The 16,158-nt window shown below is 65.3% G+C and carries 17 protein-coding genes; 11 read left to right on the forward strand and 6 right to left on the reverse strand.

Going from position 1 to position 16,158, the window contains the following annotated elements:
* The 10 genes from KU43P_RS12015 to KU43P_RS12060 are packed head-to-tail and all read left to right on the forward strand — an operon-like array spanning position 1 to position 6,516.
* On the forward strand, positions 1–543 hold the full coding sequence (locus KU43P_RS12015) for a PilN domain-containing protein (protein ID WP_317663337.1): 543 nt from the start codon (positions 1–3) through the stop codon (positions 541–543).
* Positions 530–1,093 carry a type 4a pilus biogenesis protein PilO gene (gene pilO / locus KU43P_RS12020; protein ID WP_317663339.1) on the forward strand — a complete coding sequence of 188 codons (564 nt, stop codon included), beginning with the start codon at positions 530–532 and terminating at the stop codon, positions 1,091–1,093. The genes KU43P_RS12015 and pilO overlap by 14 nt, the downstream gene beginning before the upstream one ends.
* The gene (locus tag KU43P_RS12025; RefSeq protein WP_317663341.1) at positions 1,093–1,602 is read left to right on the forward strand and encodes a hypothetical protein; all 510 of its coding nucleotides are present in this window, start codon (positions 1,093–1,095) and stop codon (positions 1,600–1,602) included. The genes pilO and KU43P_RS12025 overlap by 1 nt, the downstream gene beginning before the upstream one ends.
* Positions 1,599–3,473 carry a secretin N-terminal domain-containing protein gene (locus tag KU43P_RS12030; protein WP_317663343.1) on the forward strand — a complete coding sequence of 625 codons (1,875 nt, stop codon included), beginning with the start codon at positions 1,599–1,601 and terminating at the stop codon, positions 3,471–3,473. Before KU43P_RS12025 ends, KU43P_RS12030 begins: the two co-directional genes overlap by 4 nt.
* On the forward strand, positions 3,470–3,943 hold the full coding sequence (locus tag KU43P_RS12035; RefSeq protein ID WP_317663344.1) for a type II secretion system protein: 474 nt from the start codon (positions 3,470–3,472) through the stop codon (positions 3,941–3,943). Before KU43P_RS12030 ends, KU43P_RS12035 begins: the two co-directional genes overlap by 4 nt.
* 5 nt (positions 3,944–3,948) lie before the next feature.
* Positions 3,949–4,323 carry a type II secretion system protein gene (locus tag KU43P_RS12040; RefSeq protein ID WP_317663345.1) on the forward strand — a complete coding sequence of 125 codons (375 nt, stop codon included), beginning with the start codon at positions 3,949–3,951 and terminating at the stop codon, positions 4,321–4,323.
* Positions 4,298–4,825 (forward strand): type II secretion system protein, encoded by a 528-nt coding sequence (locus tag KU43P_RS12045; protein ID WP_317663347.1) that lies wholly within the window; start codon positions 4,298–4,300, stop codon positions 4,823–4,825. Before KU43P_RS12040 ends, KU43P_RS12045 begins: the two co-directional genes overlap by 26 nt.
* Positions 4,822–5,229 carry a curli production assembly/transport protein CsgE gene (gene csgE, locus KU43P_RS12050; protein ID WP_317663349.1) on the forward strand — a complete coding sequence of 136 codons (408 nt, stop codon included), beginning with the start codon at positions 4,822–4,824 and terminating at the stop codon, positions 5,227–5,229. The genes KU43P_RS12045 and csgE overlap by 4 nt, the downstream gene beginning before the upstream one ends.
* A complete protein-coding gene (locus KU43P_RS12055; protein ID WP_317663350.1) occupies positions 5,226–5,639 on the forward strand; it encodes a curli assembly protein CsgF in 414 nt (137 codons plus the stop codon). Before csgE ends, KU43P_RS12055 begins: the two co-directional genes overlap by 4 nt.
* Positions 5,640–5,673: 34 nt before the next feature.
* The gene (locus tag KU43P_RS12060) at positions 5,674–6,516 is read left to right on the forward strand and encodes a CsgG/HfaB family protein (RefSeq protein WP_317663351.1); all 843 of its coding nucleotides are present in this window, start codon (positions 5,674–5,676) and stop codon (positions 6,514–6,516) included.
* A 137-nt stretch (positions 6,517–6,653) separates the two neighbouring features.
* Here KU43P_RS12060 and KU43P_RS12065 read toward each other — a convergent pair whose 3' ends face one another.
* From KU43P_RS12065 to KU43P_RS12090, 6 genes are all read right to left on the reverse strand, one after another.
* On the reverse strand, positions 6,654–7,388 hold the full coding sequence (locus tag KU43P_RS12065; protein WP_317663353.1) for a ribonuclease T2 family protein: 735 nt from the start codon (positions 7,386–7,388) through the stop codon (positions 6,654–6,656).
* 114 nt (positions 7,389–7,502) lie between these two features.
* Positions 7,503–8,147 carry a DNA oxidative demethylase AlkB gene (alkB, locus tag KU43P_RS12070; RefSeq protein ID WP_317663791.1) on the reverse strand — a complete coding sequence of 215 codons (645 nt, stop codon included), beginning with the start codon at positions 8,145–8,147 and terminating at the stop codon, positions 7,503–7,505.
* A gap of 224 nt (positions 8,148–8,371) precedes the next feature.
* A complete protein-coding gene (locus KU43P_RS12075; protein ID WP_317663355.1) occupies positions 8,372–9,817 on the reverse strand; it encodes a curlin in 1,446 nt (481 codons plus the stop codon).
* 16 nt (positions 9,818–9,833) lie between these two features.
* Positions 9,834–10,304, reverse strand: a complete 471-nt coding sequence (locus KU43P_RS12080) for a curlin (protein WP_317663357.1) — start codon at positions 10,302–10,304, stop codon at positions 9,834–9,836.
* A 16-nt stretch (positions 10,305–10,320) separates the two neighbouring features.
* Positions 10,321–12,549, reverse strand: coding sequence for an Ig-like domain-containing protein (locus tag KU43P_RS12085; protein ID WP_317663359.1), 2,229 nt, complete (start codon positions 12,547–12,549; stop codon positions 10,321–10,323).
* Positions 12,550–12,581: 32 nt separating this feature from the next.
* Complete coding sequence (locus KU43P_RS12090; RefSeq protein WP_317663360.1) at positions 12,582–13,910, reverse strand: hypothetical protein; 1,329 nt, start codon at positions 13,908–13,910, stop codon at positions 12,582–12,584.
* 333 nt (positions 13,911–14,243) lie between these two features.
* Between KU43P_RS12090 and KU43P_RS12095 the strand changes: the two genes are divergently transcribed.
* Positions 14,244–16,157, forward strand: a complete 1,914-nt coding sequence (locus KU43P_RS12095) for a sigma-54-dependent Fis family transcriptional regulator (RefSeq protein ID WP_317663362.1) — start codon at positions 14,244–14,246, stop codon at positions 16,155–16,157.
* The last annotated feature ends 1 nt before the right edge of the window (position 16,158 follow it).

Raw genomic sequence — 16,158 nt, forward strand, 5'->3', positions numbered from 1 at the left:
ATGCGCCGCCTCGATCTGGAATTCCAGCCCCGGCGCAGCAGCCCGCTGGCCTGGTCACTGCTGGCCCTGGGGGGGGCCGTGGTCGCCGTGCTGGTGCTGCTGCAACAGCACCTGCAGGCCGAGCAGGTCGACCTGGAAGCCCGCGTGCACGGCATGGAAATGCAACTGGGCCGCCGCCCGGCCACTGCCGCGCCGCAGAACAGCGCCGCCAGCCGTGAGCAGGCCGAGCGCCTGGCGCAGATGCGCAGCGTCTCGCAGCAGCTGCAACGGCCCTGGCAGCAACTGTTCGCCATGCTCGAAGCGCAGCCGCAGGAAGATGTCGCGCTGCTGACCCTGACCCCGGATGCGCGCAAGGGCCAGGTCCGCATCACCGCCGAGGCTCGCAACCTGGAGGCGATGCTGCAGTACCACCAGCGCCTTGAACAGAGCGCCGAGCTCAGCGATGTGTCGCTGCTCAACCACGAGGTGGTGGCTGGCCAGCCCGAGCATCCGGTGCGCTTCAACCTCACCGCTACCTGGGAGATCGGCCATGGGCGTCCCTGAATCGATCAGCCGGCTGATGCTTGAAGAACACCTGCGCCGGATCGGCCCGGTGGCCCTGGCGGCCGCAGCTGTTGCGCTACTGGCAGTGGGCGTGGGGGTGGCGGGTGTGCTGCCGCAATGGCAGACGCTGCGCGAGCTGCAGGCCAGCGAGGCGGATGCCCGCGTGCAGCTCGAGCGGGTCAAGCGCGGCGAGCTGAAGATTGCCGTGAAGCCCGAGCAGCAGGCGCTGGACAGCCTGCGCCAGCAGCTGCCGGGCCAGCCCGAGGCGAGCGAGCTGATCGAGCGCCTCTACCACCTGGCCAGCGCCGAGCACATCAGCCTGGCCCGGGGCGAGTACGCCCTCGGCGTCGACCCCAAGACCCAGTTGGCGCGCTACCAGATCGTGCTGCCGGTGCGCGGCAGCTATCCGCAGATTCGCGGTTTCCTCAAGGGCCTGATCGGCCAGTTGCCGACCTTGGTGCTGGAAGACCTCGAACTGCAGCGCAAACGCATCGGCGACAGCGAGCTCAACGGCCGCCTGCGCATGACCCTTTACCTGTCGAGGTCGTGATGAACACTCAGCGTGCGGTGATGTGGGTAGGGTTTCTGGGGGTCAGTGCCGTGTTGGCCTGGGCGCCTGGGCATTGGTTCGGGGAGGAGGGCGAGGTGGCCTCGATCGCCGGCAAGCCGACTTCCACCAGGGGCGTGGGCGCTGCCGAACCTGTGGGAGCCGGCGTGCCGGCGATGAGGCCGGAGCAGGCCTCCCGCGACCTGTTCCCCCGCCAGCAATGGACCCCCGTACAGACCTTGGCCACCGTCACCGAACAACCTGTGATCACAAGCCCGGTCGCGGTCGCGGCCCCCACCGCCCCAGCCCTGCCATTCCAGTTCGTCGGCCGCCTCGGCGACCGCGACGACCTGCAGATCTTTCTACAGAGCGGCGAAAAACTCTACGTCGTGCGCCAAGGCGACGTGATCGACGCCACTTACCGCCTCGACCGGGTTTCGGCCAACGAACTGGACCTGGTCTACCTGCCCTTGCACCAGTCGCAGACTCTGTCTGTCGGGAGCGCACCATGAAGCCATCGAAGTTGCTCAAGCCTGCTCCGTTCATGCTCCTGGCGCTCTGCGTGGCCATTGCCGGCTGCGGTTCGAGCGGGGTGCGCAAGGACAGCCAGGTGCTGATGAAGGAGGGCCAATACGAGGCCGGCATCGCCCGCCTGGAAGAAGCCCTGCGCGATGACCCACGCGACACCGAACTGAACATCGCCCTGGCCCACAGCCGCCAGGAAGCGGTCGAGGCGCTGATCAGCCAGGCCGACAGCGACCGTGCCCGGCACGACTTCGCCGGTGCGCGCATCGGCTACGGCCGCGTGCTCACTTTCGAACCCAACAACCGCCGCGCCATGGAAGGCATTCGCCAGCTGGAGCTGATGCGCACCCTCGATGACCGCGTGGCCCTGGGCCAGGCAGCCCTGCGCCAGGGCGACCTGTTCGGTGCCGAGCGCTACATGCGCGAAGTGCTGCGCCTGGACCCGCAGAACCAGAAAGGCATCATGCTGCGCAGCGACATCGAGAACGTCCAGGCACGTACCGCGCAGCCGTTCCCGCAACTGCGCAGCAAGCTGGAGCGCCCGGTCACCCTGGAGTTTCGCGATGCCGCGCTGAAGACCATCTTCGAAGTGCTGTCCCAGGTCGCCGGCATCAACTTCATCTTCGACAAAGACCTGCGTCCGGACATGAAGGCCACCATCTTCGTGCGCGACGTGCGCATCGAGGATGCCGTGGCGCTGCTGCTTGAGCAGAACCAGTTGCACCAGAAGATCGTCAACGACAACACCCTGCTGATCTACCCCGACTCGCCGCAGAAGACCAAGGACTACCAGGAACTGGTCATGCGCACCTTCTACCTGACCAGCATCGACGCCAACACCGCGCTGAACATGGTCAAGACCATGCTCAAGACCCGCGACGTGTTCGTTGATGAACGCCTCAACACCATGACCATGCGCGACACTCCCGACGCCGTGCGCATGGCCGAGAAGCTGCTGCAGTCCCAGGACCAGTCCAACCCCGAGGTGGTGCTGGAGGTGGAGGTGATGGAGGTGGCCCGTTCGCGCATCCTCGACCTTGGTCTGCAATGGCCCAACACCTTCGGCGTGCTGAGCGATGAGGGCAAGCCGGTCAGTGTGCTTGACCAACTGCGCGGCATCGATTCCAGCCGCATCAGCATCTCGCCGGCGCCACAAGCCAAGATCAACGCGGCCGACAAGGACATCAACACCCTGGCCAGCCCGGTGATTCGCGTCAGCAACCGCGAGCAGGCGCGCATCCACATCGGCCAGCGGGTGCCAATCATCAGCGCCACCTCGGTGCCCTCGACCCAGGGCCCGGTGATTACCGAAAGCGTCACCTACCTGGACGTCGGTCTGAAGCTCGAAGTACAGCCCACCGTGCACCTGAACAACGAGGTGGCGATCAAGATCGCGCTGGAAGTCAGCAACGCCACCCCGCTGGAAGCCACCCGCCAGGGCACCATCCCGGTTCAGGTCGACACCCGCAACGCCCAGACCAGCCTGCGCCTGCACGACGGTGAAACCCAGGTGCTGGCGGGCCTGGTGCGTAACGACAAGACCTCCAGCGGCAACAAGATCCCGGGCCTTGGCGACATCCCCGGCCTGGGGCGGCTGTTCGGCAGCAACCGCGACGACATGAGCAAATCCGAGCTGGTTCTGGCGATCACCCCGCGCATCGTGCGCAACCTGCCGTACCAGAGCCCGTCCGACATGGAATTCGCCACCGGCACCGAGTCGGCCATGCAGGTGCGCCAGTTGGCCCAGCCGCTGCCCGCCGGAGCCCTGCCAACCGAAACGCCAAACGATGAATCCAGCGCACCGGTGATCGACAGCCAGATGGCCGTGGTGCCGGCAACCCGGAGCCCACGGCCATGAAACGCCGCGCCCAGGGCTTCAGCCTGATCGAAGTGGTGCTGACCCTGGCACTGCTCGGGCTGCTGGCCAGCATGGCCGCGCCGCTGACCGAAACCGTGGTGCGCCGCGGCAAGGAGCAGCAACTGCGCGAGGCGCTGTACCAGATTCGCGATGCCATCGATGCGTACAAGCGCGCCTTCGATGCCGGTTACATCGAGAAGCGCCTGGACGCCAGCGGCTACCCGCCGAACCTGAAGGTACTGGTAGACGGTGTACGCGATGTGCGCAGTGCCAAGGGTGCCAAGTTCTACTTCCTGCGGCGCATCCCCCATGACCCGCTGCTATCGGCCAAGGGTGACGATGAAGGCGGCTGGGGCCTGCGCGCCTACGACAGCAGCCCCGACAACCCGCGCGAAGGCGAGGACGTGTTCGACGTGTATTCCAAGGCCCGTGGCAAAGGCCTCAACAACATTCCTTACGGGCAATGGTGACGGCCATGAAACGCAGCCGAGGCTTCACCCTCATCGAACTGCTGGTGGTGATGGCGATCATCGCCACGCTGATGACCATCGCCATGCCGCGCTACTTCAACAGCCTGGAGAGCTCCCGCGAAGCCACCCTGCGCCAGAGCCTGGCGGTGCTGCGCGAAGCACTCGACCACTACTACGGCGACACCGGCCACTACCCGGACTCGCTGGAGCAACTGGTGGAAGAACGCTATCTGCGCAACACCCCGGTCGACCCGATCACCGAACGCAGCGATGCCTGGAAACTGCTGCCTCCGCCCGAAGGCGTGGCAGGCGGTGTGGCGGATATCAAGAGCGGTGCCACAGGGAGGGCGCGTGATGGCAGCCTCTTCGCTGAATGGTAAGGCCTGCGCCGGCTTCACCTACCTGGGCGTGCTGCTGCTGATCGCGGTCAGCTCGGTGGCCCTGGCGGCCAGCGGCACGCTGTGGTCGAGCGTTGCCCAGCGCGAGCAGGAGCGCCAGTTGCTGTGGGTTGGCGGCCAGTATGCCCAGGCCTTGCGCAGCTACTACCGCGCCTCGCCGGGCCTGGCCCAGTACCCGCAGGACCTGGCTGACCTGCTCGAAGACAACCGCTTCCCCCAGGCCCAGCGGCACCTGCGCAGACTCTACCCAGACCCGATCACCGGCAGCGATGACTGGGGCCTGCTGCGCTCGATCGACGGGCGTATCACCGGCGTGCACAGCCGCTCGGACGCCACCCCGTTCAAACGCAGCGGCTTCGACACCCAGTGGTCCGGGTTCGAAGGGCTGGAACACTACAGCGACTGGCAGTTCGTGGCCGAGCAAGCCTTCAACGAAAGCGCCGCCGGCGCGCAAACCCATACCGGCCCTGGAGACCAACCATGAAAGGACTCAGCGTGTTCTGTCTGAGCCTGAGCCTGCTGCTGGCCGCCGGGGCGCCTGGTATGGCGCAGGCCGATGCCGAGGACGAGATGAAGGGCTTCATCGTCGACAACACCATCTCGCACATCGGCCACGACTTCTACTTCTACTTCGCCGACCGCCTGCGCGCCACCAGCCGCCTGGACTTCAACCTGGTGGTACGCGAACGCCCGGATGCCCGCTGGGGCAGCCTGGTCACGGTGGAGTTCGATCGCGACGTACTGTACCGGCGTTTCCTGCCACCGAATGTCACCCAATTAAAAGAAGAGGCCATCGCGGCCGCCGACCTGGTCAGGCAAGAGGTTATCCAGCGCAAGCTGCAGCGCCTGCTCCAGGACACCACTGATCTGGAGAGGGACGAGCTATGAACACGCGCATCGCGCATTGCATCGCTGCCGGCCTGTTGGCCAGCGCCTGCACCGCCCAGGCCACCGAACTGGTGTACACCCCGGTCAACCCGGCGTTCGGTGGCAACCCGCTGAACGGTACCTGGCTGCTGAACAACGCCCAGGCGCAGAACGACTACGACGACCCGGACCTCAAGGACCGCGCCTCGTCGCTGGGCGGCACCACGGCCCTGGAGCGCTTCAGCAACCAGCTCGAATCGCGGATGTTGTCGCAGTTGCTGGACAACATCAGCAATGGCAAGACCGGAAGCATGGCCACCGATTCGTTCCTGATCGATGTGATCGACGACTCCGGTGCCTTGAGCATCAAAGTGACTGACCGCGCCACTGGCGAGATTTCGGTCATCGAGGTCAGCGGCCTGAACCCCTGAGAGGGACAGGATTTTCATTTGGGGAGAGCGCACCATGAAACGACTGCTGAGCACCTTACTGATTCTGGTCACCCTGCAAGGTTGCGGCCTGCGTCAGCCGATGCCGGCCGAGCAGGACTCGGAAACACCGACCCTGACTCCGCGGGCATCGACCTACTACGACCTGATCAACATGCCGCGGCCCAAAGGCCGGCTGATGGCCGTGGTGTATGGCTTCCGCGACCAGACCGGGCAATACAAGCCGACCCCGGCCAGTTCGTTCTCCACCAGCGTGACCCAAGGCGCAGCCAGCATGTTGATGGACGCCCTGAGCGCCAGTGGCTGGTTCGTGGTGCTGGAGCGCGAAGGCCTGCAGAACCTGCTGACCGAGCGCAAGATCATCCGCGCCTCGCAGAAGAAGCCGGATGTGGCGGAGAACATCATGGGCGAGCTGCCACCGCTGCAGGCTGCCAACCTGATGCTCGAAGGCGGCATCATCGCCTACGACACCAACGTGCGCAGCGGCGGGGAGGGCGCCCGCTACCTGGGTATCGACATCTCCCGCGAATACCGGGTCGACCAGGTGACCGTGAACCTGCGTGCGGTGGACGTGCGCACCGGGCAGGTGCTGGCCAACGTGATGACCAGCAAGACCATCTACTCGGTGGGGCGTAGCGCGGGGGTGTTCAAGTTCATCGAGTTCAAGAAGCTGCTCGAAGCCGAGGTGGGCTACACCACCAACGAACCGGCGCAGCTGTGCGTGCTGTCGGCGATCGAGGCGGCGGTAGGGCACTTGCTGGCCCAGGGGATCGAGCGGCGCTTGTGGCAGGTGGCGGGGGATGCGGGAGATGGCAAGGCGGGGGTGGACAAGTACCTGAGTCAGTACCAGCAGCAGTGAGGTGCCATTGAGGGCCCTATCGCCGGCAAGCCGGCTCCCACAGGGTAACCACGAATCAGGTGGTTTTCCTGTGGGAGCCGGCTTGCCGGCGATAGGGCCCGTATTGTCTCCCCCGAGAGCCCCATCACCACGACCTTTCAAAGTGTGCTGCGAATCAACGTCTCTTGCTCTTCATTGCATTGGATACCAATGTGCAGATTCTTTTCCTGGTAGTAAGGCTGACCGTTGTCGTCAATCAGATAGAAGACTTCATGCAGGTTCTGCTTGCCCTTGCTGTCCGTATAACAACGAAACGCAGTATTGGCCGGGAAAATCTCGCGGATCTCCTTGAAAGGCTTCGAGTGGTCGATCAGGTCCTTGAATGCGGGGGTCTTCTCATCAACCGTCACCACCGGTTTTCTGAGGTTGATGAGGTCATCGAAGTAGGCCTGCATCGACTTGCCGGAACAGCTACCGTGCTTCTTCCATTCGTGCTTGAGCATGCCATCAGGGTTTTCAGGTAGCCATTGTTCAGTGTCTTTGACCTTGATGCGTGTCAACTCTGTTGCCAACGTACTTTCACTGCAGGCTTCTTTGACGGTACAGGCTTTCGAGGGCGTGCAGTTTTGCGGATGTCGATTGGTAAACGTGCCTTCGCTATTACTGTAAGGCCAGATACCGTGTGTCTTGAAACGCGCAGGAACTTCTGCACAGAGGCGGCCACCTTCCTTCTCTTTCTGCATGAGGCAATAGGTCGGTTGCCAGGTGACCGAGTAAACCCGAAAGGTGACTGGCGGGGCGTCGACCCAGGCTTGTTCATTGGCGTCCAATGCCATCACTGGCGTTACCGTGGCGATGGAGAGCAAAAGCAGAAAAGGTGTAAGTACGCGCATCGTCTCATTCCCTTGACGAGCCACCTGGGTGCGGTGGCGACGGTGTTATTAGACGGGGGGCTGCACACAGCGTCTACTGGCAAAAATGTCAGGTGGGCGGCAACAGTCCTGGGGTCACCCAGCCTTGCGCAAGGTCAGGTTGATCCGCCGCTCGCCCATCCGCGGATGCACACCCGGCTTGACTGGCAGCACCCCATGAAAGCGCAACCGATCCTCACCCCCCCACACCAGCACATCGCCATGGCTCAACGGCACCCGTTGGGTACGGTCCGAACGCTGCAGCCCTCCGAGTAGAAACACCGCAGGCAGGCCCAGTGACACCGACACGATCGGCTGACTGAAATCGGCCTCGTCGCGGTCCTGGTGCAGGCTCAGGCGGGTGCCGGGCAGGTAGTGGTTGACCAGGCAGGCATCGGGTACGAAACCGCCGAAACCGGCGGCTGCGGCTGCGCGGGCAGCGAGGTCGAGCAGCACCTGGGGCAGGGCGGGCCAGGGGTGGCCGCTGACGGGGTCGGTAGGGCTGTAGCGATAACCTTTGGCGTCACTGACCCAGCCCAGCGCGCCGCAATTGGTCAGGGCCACTGCCATGTTCAGGCCGCCCGGGGTCTGCATGTGGCGCAAGGGCGCGGCGCGCAGCACCGGGCGCAGGGCATCCAGCAGCGGCTCGATCTCGGCCAGGGCAAAGCCGGCGAGCAGCACGGTGTGGCTGGCCAGGTGTTGTGGCTGGGGGCCGAACAGGTCGAGGTCGGACTGGATCATGAAGGCGGCGCTGGTGTGGGGTATGGCCATTCTAGCGCTGTTGGCCTGTCTGGCCTATCGCCGGCAAACCGGCTCCCACCGGTACGGCGCGGGTTTGGAAAGGTGTGCTGGCCCAGTGGGAGCCGGCTTGCCGGCGAAGAGGCCAGGGCAGACGATCGAAATTCCGGCAGAAAAAAGAACCGCGACGCCAGGGAGAGGAGACGCCGCGGTCCAAGGGGGAGCTGTCAACGCTGGGTAGCAGTGGCCATGTTGCCGTTGCCCATCTGGCTGATGGTGGCGCTCTGGTTGGCGCCGGCCTGGTCGACGATGGCCTGGTTGCCGCTGCCGCCCTGGGTCACGTAGGCGACGTTGGCGGTGTCGGCCTGCTTGATGGTCGCGCTGTTGCCACTGCCGTAGAGCTGGGTGGTGAAGCTCTGGTTGGCGTAGCCGGACTGATCCAGGGTGATGGTGTTGCCGCTGCCGGTCGAAGAGCCAAAGGCATAGTTGTCGATGCCGCGCTGGTCGGCGACGAGGATGTTGTCGCTGCCGTTCTGTTCGAAATACAGCTCGTTGTTGTTGTCGGCCTGCTTGGTCTCCATCGAGTTGTTGGTGCCTTTCTGGTTCAGTGTGGCTTTCTGGAAGGCGCCGTTCTGGGTCAGGTTGGTACCGTTGCCGGTGCCTTTCTGGTTGATCACGGCAGTCTGGTTGTTGCCGAACTGGCCACCGAGCTTCTCACCCTTCCAGTTGCTGGCCATCACCTTGTTGCCGGTGCCCTGGGTGGTCACGGTCAGGCTCTGGTTGTCGCCGGTCTGGTAGGTGTAATGCAGGTTGCCGGTGCCGTTCTGGGAAATGGTGGTGGTCGAGTTGTTGGTCTCGAACTGGTCCGACCAGCTGGCGTTGGACTTGCCTTGCTGGTACAGGTTGGCGACGTTGCTCTGGCCGAAGCTCTGGTCGATGTAAGCTTCGTTGAGCTGACCACCCTGGCTGACGCTGGCATGGCTGCCTTGCTGGGTGTCCTGCCAGACTTCCGCGGAGTTGCCGGTGCCTTGCTGGTCGATGATGAGCATGCCACCGGTGCCGTCGCGCTGATCACCGTAGGCCCAGTTTTCCTTGCCCTGCTGGTAGATCTCGATGTGGCCGTCGTTGTGGGTCATGTGCTCGGCGGCAGCATAGTTGTCCTGGCCGCCCTGGGTGATCTGGCTCTTGTTGTTGCTGCCGCCGAACAGTTGCTCGACGAAAGCTTCGTTGCGCTGGCCGTTCTGCTGGGTGCTGGCCTGGCTGCCGAGCTGGCTGTCCTGCCACACGGTCGAGCGGTTCTCGCCGCCTTGCTGAATTTGCAGCGACTGGTTGTTCTCGCCCAGCGACTGGCTGGCAAAGGCGTCGTTGAGAGTGCCCGCAGATTGCTGGTTGATGTGGCTGTTGTGCTCGAACAGCTGCTCGCCGTAACCGGCGTTGTAGGAACCGGTGGCGCTCTGATCGATGTAGCTGGTGCTGTTTTCCTGCACGGCCATGTGATTGTGGCCCTTGCCGGCCTGGTCCTGAGTGGCCGCAGCGAAAGGCGCGACCGTCTGCTTCACCTCGGCGATGTTCTGGTTACCGCTTTGGGTCTGGTTCGAAGTGCTGTCATCGGCCATGACCTGGCCGGCCACGGCCAGGACGATAGCGGCACTTAAGGGAGCGAGCTTGAACATGGTGGTGCCTCCAGGTCTATCGGTATTGGGTGATCTGAACATGCTGGCCATTGCCGGCCTGGGTCACGGAACTGCTGAGGCCCGAGCCGGCTTGCACGATGCTGGCGCTGTTGTCGTTGCCGATCTGGTCGATGCTGGCGCTGTTGCTGGTGCCGCTCTGGCGGATCGACGCGCTGTTGCCATTTCCCTGTTGGCTGATGCTGGCCATCAGGTCACTACCTTCTTGCAGGATGTACGCCTCCTGCGCGCCCCCGGCCTGGACGATGCGGCCCAGCAGGGCCTGGCCGTTCTGGTCGAGGGCGGCGCGGTTGCCCGAGCCCTGCTGCTCGATCACCGCCGTCTGGCCGGCACCGGCCGGCAGCAGGCGGATGATCACCGGTTCGCCCAGGTCGTTGCCGGCGGCGAGGTCGGCGTTGTCCATCAGGTCGTCGGCCTGTGCCTGGCCAGCCAGGGCCAGGCACAGCAGCAGTGGGTACAGGCGGTTCATGGCGTTCTCCTGGCCTTTACTGCACGGTCACGTTGACGGTGCGGCTGGTGCCTTGGCTGGTGGTGATGGTCGCCTGCGGGCTGGCCGTGGGGATCAGCGTGGTGCTGTTGCTGACCGTCAGGCGCCAGCGGCCGGTGACCGGCACCGTGGTGGTACCGAGGGTCTGTACGCCGGTGGTGGTGGTGACACGCACGGTGACGGTATTGCCGGTGGTCACCGAGGACGTGCCGCTGATGTCCCAGTTGTAACGGTTGTTCGAGCGGGCCAGCACCGTGGCTGCGGTGACCGCGAAGGTCTCTGCGGCTGGGCGTGGCTGTACGTTGACCGTCACCGTTGCGCTGCCGGATACCGCTCCCAGCGCGTCACGGGCCTGGTAGGTGAAGGTGGTGGTGAACGCCGTGGTGACGCTGGTCGGTGGCGTGTAGGTGATGGTGGTGCCATCACTGCTCACGGTGCCGCGGCCAGCCGGCGGTTGGGTGAAGTTGGCCACCGCCAGCGGCAGGTTGCCTTCTGGGTCGGTGTCGTTGGCCAGCACGTTGATGGTCTGCGGCACCCCGAGGGTGGTGATGGTTTCAGGGTTGGCGGTCGGTGCTTGGTTGGGCGCGACGTTGATGGTCACGTTGGCCGGTGCCGACTTCAGGCCCTTGGCGTCCATGGCGCGGTAGGTGAAGGTGGCCACCAGCGGCTGCGTGGCACCGGCCGGCGGGGTATAGGTCACCGCGGTGCTGCCGTTGAGTACCACGCCACCGAGGCCCGTGCCCGGCTGGGTCAGGTCGGTGATGCTCAGCGGCACGTTGCCGTCTGGATCGCTGTCGTTGGTCAGCAGGTTCAGGGTCAGCGGCACACCGACACTGGTGCTGCCGATATCGGCCTGGGCCAGCGGAGGCTGGTTGGCCCCCTCGACGGGCGCGGAGCCGACCACGACTACCGGTTCCACATCGCTGCCGCCGTGGGACGACTTCACCGTCACGGTGGCAGGCGGTTGGCTCAGGTCGTTGACCGTCAACGTCTGCAGGTTGCCGGACTTCGACAGGCGGCCATAGCCCTGGGCGAGCATGTCGGGCACTACCACCTCATCGCTGGAGCGCGCCTCGATGGTCAGCCGCTTGTTCGTCCATTCGTAGCGTGCGGTGGTGACCTTGACCACATCGGTCAGCTTGCTCGACAGCGAGGTCGGCTGGGTGGCGGTGCCATTGCTGGCGGTCACCACCACCACCGAGGGTGGCACGGCCTGGCTCAGTTGCTGGCTGAAGAACAGCCCATTGTTGTCGCTGGTCAGGTTGAACTGGCACGGCGCAGGCGGTGAACCGACCAGCGCCAGGCCGTTGCGCATGCACAGGCTGGCGGTGTTCGGCGCCTTGGCGAACACTTCCACGCGGGTGCCGCTGCCGTTGCGCGAGTAGGTGGCCCGCTCCAGCGACACTGGGGTTTGCGCACGCGCGTCCAGAACCTTGCCGGACAGTGTGAACAGACTGGTTTGAATGGTGCCGGCCGGGCCCTGGATGCGAATGAAGTTGGTGCCGAACGGGCTGCCGATCACAGGTTCGGTTATGTTCGGGTCGCCAATGAAGGTTTCGGTGGCACCGGTGTCAGGGTTGACCTCGGTGTACGGTGCGCCTGCGCGGTGCAGGAAGGGCCCGAGGGCGCCGTTGAGGGCTCCGGTGAAGTTGCCCGGGGCTCCGATGCCGATATCGCGGGTGATGTTGATGGCCCGACGGCCTGGAGTGGTGACGTTGACCGTCTCGACACCATAGGGGTGGGTGATGGTGTAGGTACCGGCGGTGGGCACCGACACCCGGATGCGAATACGGGCGAAGCTCTGCTGATCGCCATCCACCGGATTCTCTGCGGCGAACGCGGCCTCCAGGCCGGCGACGTAGGCGTCTAGCTCATAGCCGCTGTTGCCGACCGCCGGGATAGTGGCCTCGGCCAGGAACCAGAACATCTCTGGCGGCCAGTTGTCGGGGAATACCAGCGGCAAGGCATCATCGTAGATGCCCGGTTCCGGCAACAGGGTGCACATGTAGGACGGTGCGCCCGGTGCGCCGGCAACCCGCGAGCTGGTGGCACGCGAGCGGCACAGCTCCAGCGACTGGCCGCTGGCGTCCTTGTACCACACCGGGTAACCGCCGCTGGCGAAGGTGTAGGGGCCAGGGTCGACCTCGGACAGCGCGGCCCAGGCCGCACTGGAAACGGTGAGGGAAAAACCGGCGGCGAACAGCGCACGGCGTGGCCAAGTGTTCATGCTGCCTCCTTGAAGGCTGAGCCTTTGTCTGTTCATGGCACCAGCACCACGTCTTCGCTGTCGCTACCGCCAGCGGCACTGCTGACCTGCACCTTGGCCGGCGGAACGGGCGACAAGGTGGTGCTCAACGTTTTCACCGCGCCGTCGCCGAGCAGGTTGCCGATCAGCGCGCCATTGCCGGTGCGGGCGACCATGCTCGGGGGCGAGGTCTCGTCGCTGCTGCTGGCCACCAGCGTCAGGGTGCTGTTGGACAGGCTGTATTCGGCGCGCGTGATGGTGACCAGGTCGGTCAGAGGCAGGCTGGCGTTGGTGGCTGTGCTGGTTGGGATCGCCACGCTGTTGTCGGCGCTGATCAGCAGGGCGCTGCCAGGGGCCGGGTTGAGCGCCGACTGGGCGTACCAGGTGCCGGTGCCGTTGGCTTCGCTCAACGAAAGGTTCGGCGTCTGGCTGGTGAGGGTGACGGTGGCGGGTGGCGGTGGAGCCAGCACGAACATATCTTGCTGGGCGCGCAGGTCGCCGTTCTCGTTGTGCCGCGAGTAGGTACTGCGCTGAGGGATCAGCGGTGTCGGCCGGGCGACCTCGGAGAGCTTGCCGGAGATGGCGAACAGCTCGGTACGCAGGTCGATGCCGTTGGGCCCTTCGATGCGCACGTAGTTGGTGTTGAACGGGCTGCCGGTGACCCGCTCGTTCAGGTTCGGGTCGCCGATGAAGCGCTCGCTGCCCTCGGTGTAGGGGCCGTTGACGCTACGCAGGAACGGCCCGACGTCGCCCTTGAGGGCGCCGGCGAAGTCACCGGCACCGGCGATGCCGATGTCGCGGGTCATGTTGATTGCCCGGCGCCCGGCGGCGGGTACGTCGAATACTTCGACCCCATAGGGGTGGGTGATGACGTAGGTGCCGGCGGCCGGCACGTCGACGCGGATGCGCACCCGGGCGAAGCTCACCTGGTCGCCATCGGCCGGCTCTTCGGCGGCGAAGGCCGCTTCTATTGCCGTGCCGTAGCTCAAGTTGATGCCGCGGGCGGCGTCGACGACGGCGGCGTCGGCGGTGAACCAAAAGGCTTCATCCGGGAAGTTGGTGGGGAAAACGATGGGTTGGGCGTCGTCGAATACCCCAGGGGTAGGTAGCAAGTTGCACATGTAGGCAGGGGCGCCTGGTGCGCCGGCGACCCGTGAGCTGACGGTTTTGCTCAGGCACAGGTCGAGGGTTCGGCCATGGGAATCCTGGTACCAGGCGGCGAATTTGCCATTGCCGGCGGTGTAGGGCCCTGGGTCGACGGCATACAGCGCTGCCTGGGCCGGAAGCTGGAGCATGCTGGCGAAGATCGCCATAGCCAGCGGTTTGGGTGTCGGTCGGAGCATGAGTCGATTCCTCCTGCAAACGGGCCCATGGACTTGGGGCGTTTGAGAGGAGATCGGCAACAGCCGTGCCAAGTTGCTGAAATTGGGCTGGCGGGGCTCTGGGGCGGGGATCTTGCCATGGCGCCGGGGTAGTTATGGCTACTTGTGCATGGGGGCAGTCCCCCAGGATTGGGGACTGGGTTGGTGGAATGGCAGCGCCGGCTCCCACAATGCCCTCGCGCTCGCCCGGCACCTGCAAAGCCACTGATGACGCCCGAGCAAATCTGAAGCACACTGCGGCAAGTTTCCCAAGCCCGTTGCCCCGACCGTGAGGTGGCACAGCTGGAGTAGAAGATGGCGCGACAATTTCCCATAACAAACGCCCAAGACACGTTGCACGAATCCCGCCAGGCCCGCCTGCGCCTGGCCAGCGAAGGCGAGCTGCCGCTGGGCATGCTGCGCGACGAGATCGACGCTTCCTGGCGCCGCAGCCTCGGCCATGGCCTGGACTGCCTGCAAGGCGAACAAGTCGGCCTGGGCCTTGAGCAGGGCCATGACCTGCGTACCCTGCTGGAACGCAACCGGCTGCTGGTGGACGCTGTCACCCCCGAGCTCGACTACCTGGTTTCGCGCCAGGGCAAGGCCGGCATCATCATCCTCGGCGACGCCCAGGCCAACGTGCTGGCCATCGAAGGGCAGACCCACGTGCTCGAACGCGAAGGCCTGCGCGACCTGCACCCCGGCAGTTGCTGGAGCGAGTCGCTGCGCGGCACCAACGCCATCGGCACCGCCGTGGTCGAAGGCCGGCCAACCCTGATCAACTGCGGCGAACACTACCTGGACCGCCTCAGCCCATTCTCCTGCACCTCGGTGCCGCTGCGCGACCCGCGCGGCGAGGTGATCGGTGTGCTCGACATCACCCGCGAAGGGGTCATGGCGCAGCCGCAGGACAGCCTGTCGATGCTGATGATGGCCGCCGGCAACATCGAAAGCCGGATGTTCGGCCTGTGTCATCCGCAACACCTGGTGCTGGCCTTCCACAGCCGTGCGCAATACCTCAACAGCGCCTGGCACGGTTTGCTGGCACTGAGCCTGGATGGCGAAGTGGTCGCCGCCAATGACAACGCCTGCCAGTTGCTGCAGGTGCCTCGCCAGGGGCTGCTCGGGCGGCGCAGCAGCGACCTGCTGGGCGAGCGTTCGCCGGCCTTCATCGCGCGCCTGTGGCAGGGCGGGGTGAGCAGCGTGCAGACCGCCAAGGGCGAGTTCTTCTTCCGCGCCTTGCAGTTGCCGCGCCACAGCCAAGTCAATGGCGCCAGCGCACCCGGCAAACCGGCCCAGGCCAACAAATCCCCCGCACTGGACGCCTTGGCCGGCGGCGATGCCCGCCTGGCGCGCAACCTGCGCATGGCCCACCAAGGGCTGGGCAATGGCTTGCCAGTGCTGCTGCTGGGTGAGACCGGCACCGGCAAGGAGGTGGTGGCGCGTGCCCTGCACCAGGCCAGCCCGCGGGCTGACAAGGCCTTTGTCGCGGTCAACTGCGCGGCCATTCCCGAGGGGCTGATCGAGTCGGAGCTGTTCGGTTACCGCGATGGCGCCTTCACCGGCTCGCGCCGTGGCGGCATGGTCGGGCGCTTGATGCAGGCCCACGGCGGTACGCTGTTCCTCGACGAAATCGGCGACATGCCGCTGGCCTTGCAGGCCCGCCTGCTGCGGGTGCTGCAGGAACGCCGGGTGGCGCCGCTGGGCGCGGGCGACGAACAGGAGATCGACGTGGCGCTGATCTGCGCGACCCACCGCGACCTCAAGCGCCTGGTGCAGGACCAGCATTTTCGCGAAGACCTGTACTACCGGGTCAACGGCGTGTCGTTGCGCCTGCCAGCATTGCGCGAACGAGACGACCTGGCATCGATCATCGAAGGCCTGCTGGACAAGGCCGGCGCCAAGGGCGTGAGCCTCGATCCCAGTCTGGCTTCGCTGCTAGAAGGCTTCGACTGGCCGGGCAACATCCGCCAGCTGGAAATGGTCGTGCGTACCGCCCTGGCCATGCGCGAAGACGGTGAGCAGGTGCTGACCCTCGACCATCTTACCGACTGCCTGCTCGATGAACTTGCCAGCGGCGGCGCGCCCTCGGGGAGCTTGAAGGACACCGAACTCGAGCTGATCCGCAACGCCCTGGCCCGCCACCAGGGCAATGTCTCGGCCGCCGCCGAGGCCCTGGGCATCAGCCGGGCGACCTTGTACCGCAAACTCAAACAGTTGCGGGGTTGAC

The organism is Pseudomonas sp. KU43P, from assembly GCF_033095865.1.
In the GTDB taxonomy this organism is placed as follows: domain Bacteria; phylum Pseudomonadota; class Gammaproteobacteria; order Pseudomonadales; family Pseudomonadaceae; genus Aquipseudomonas.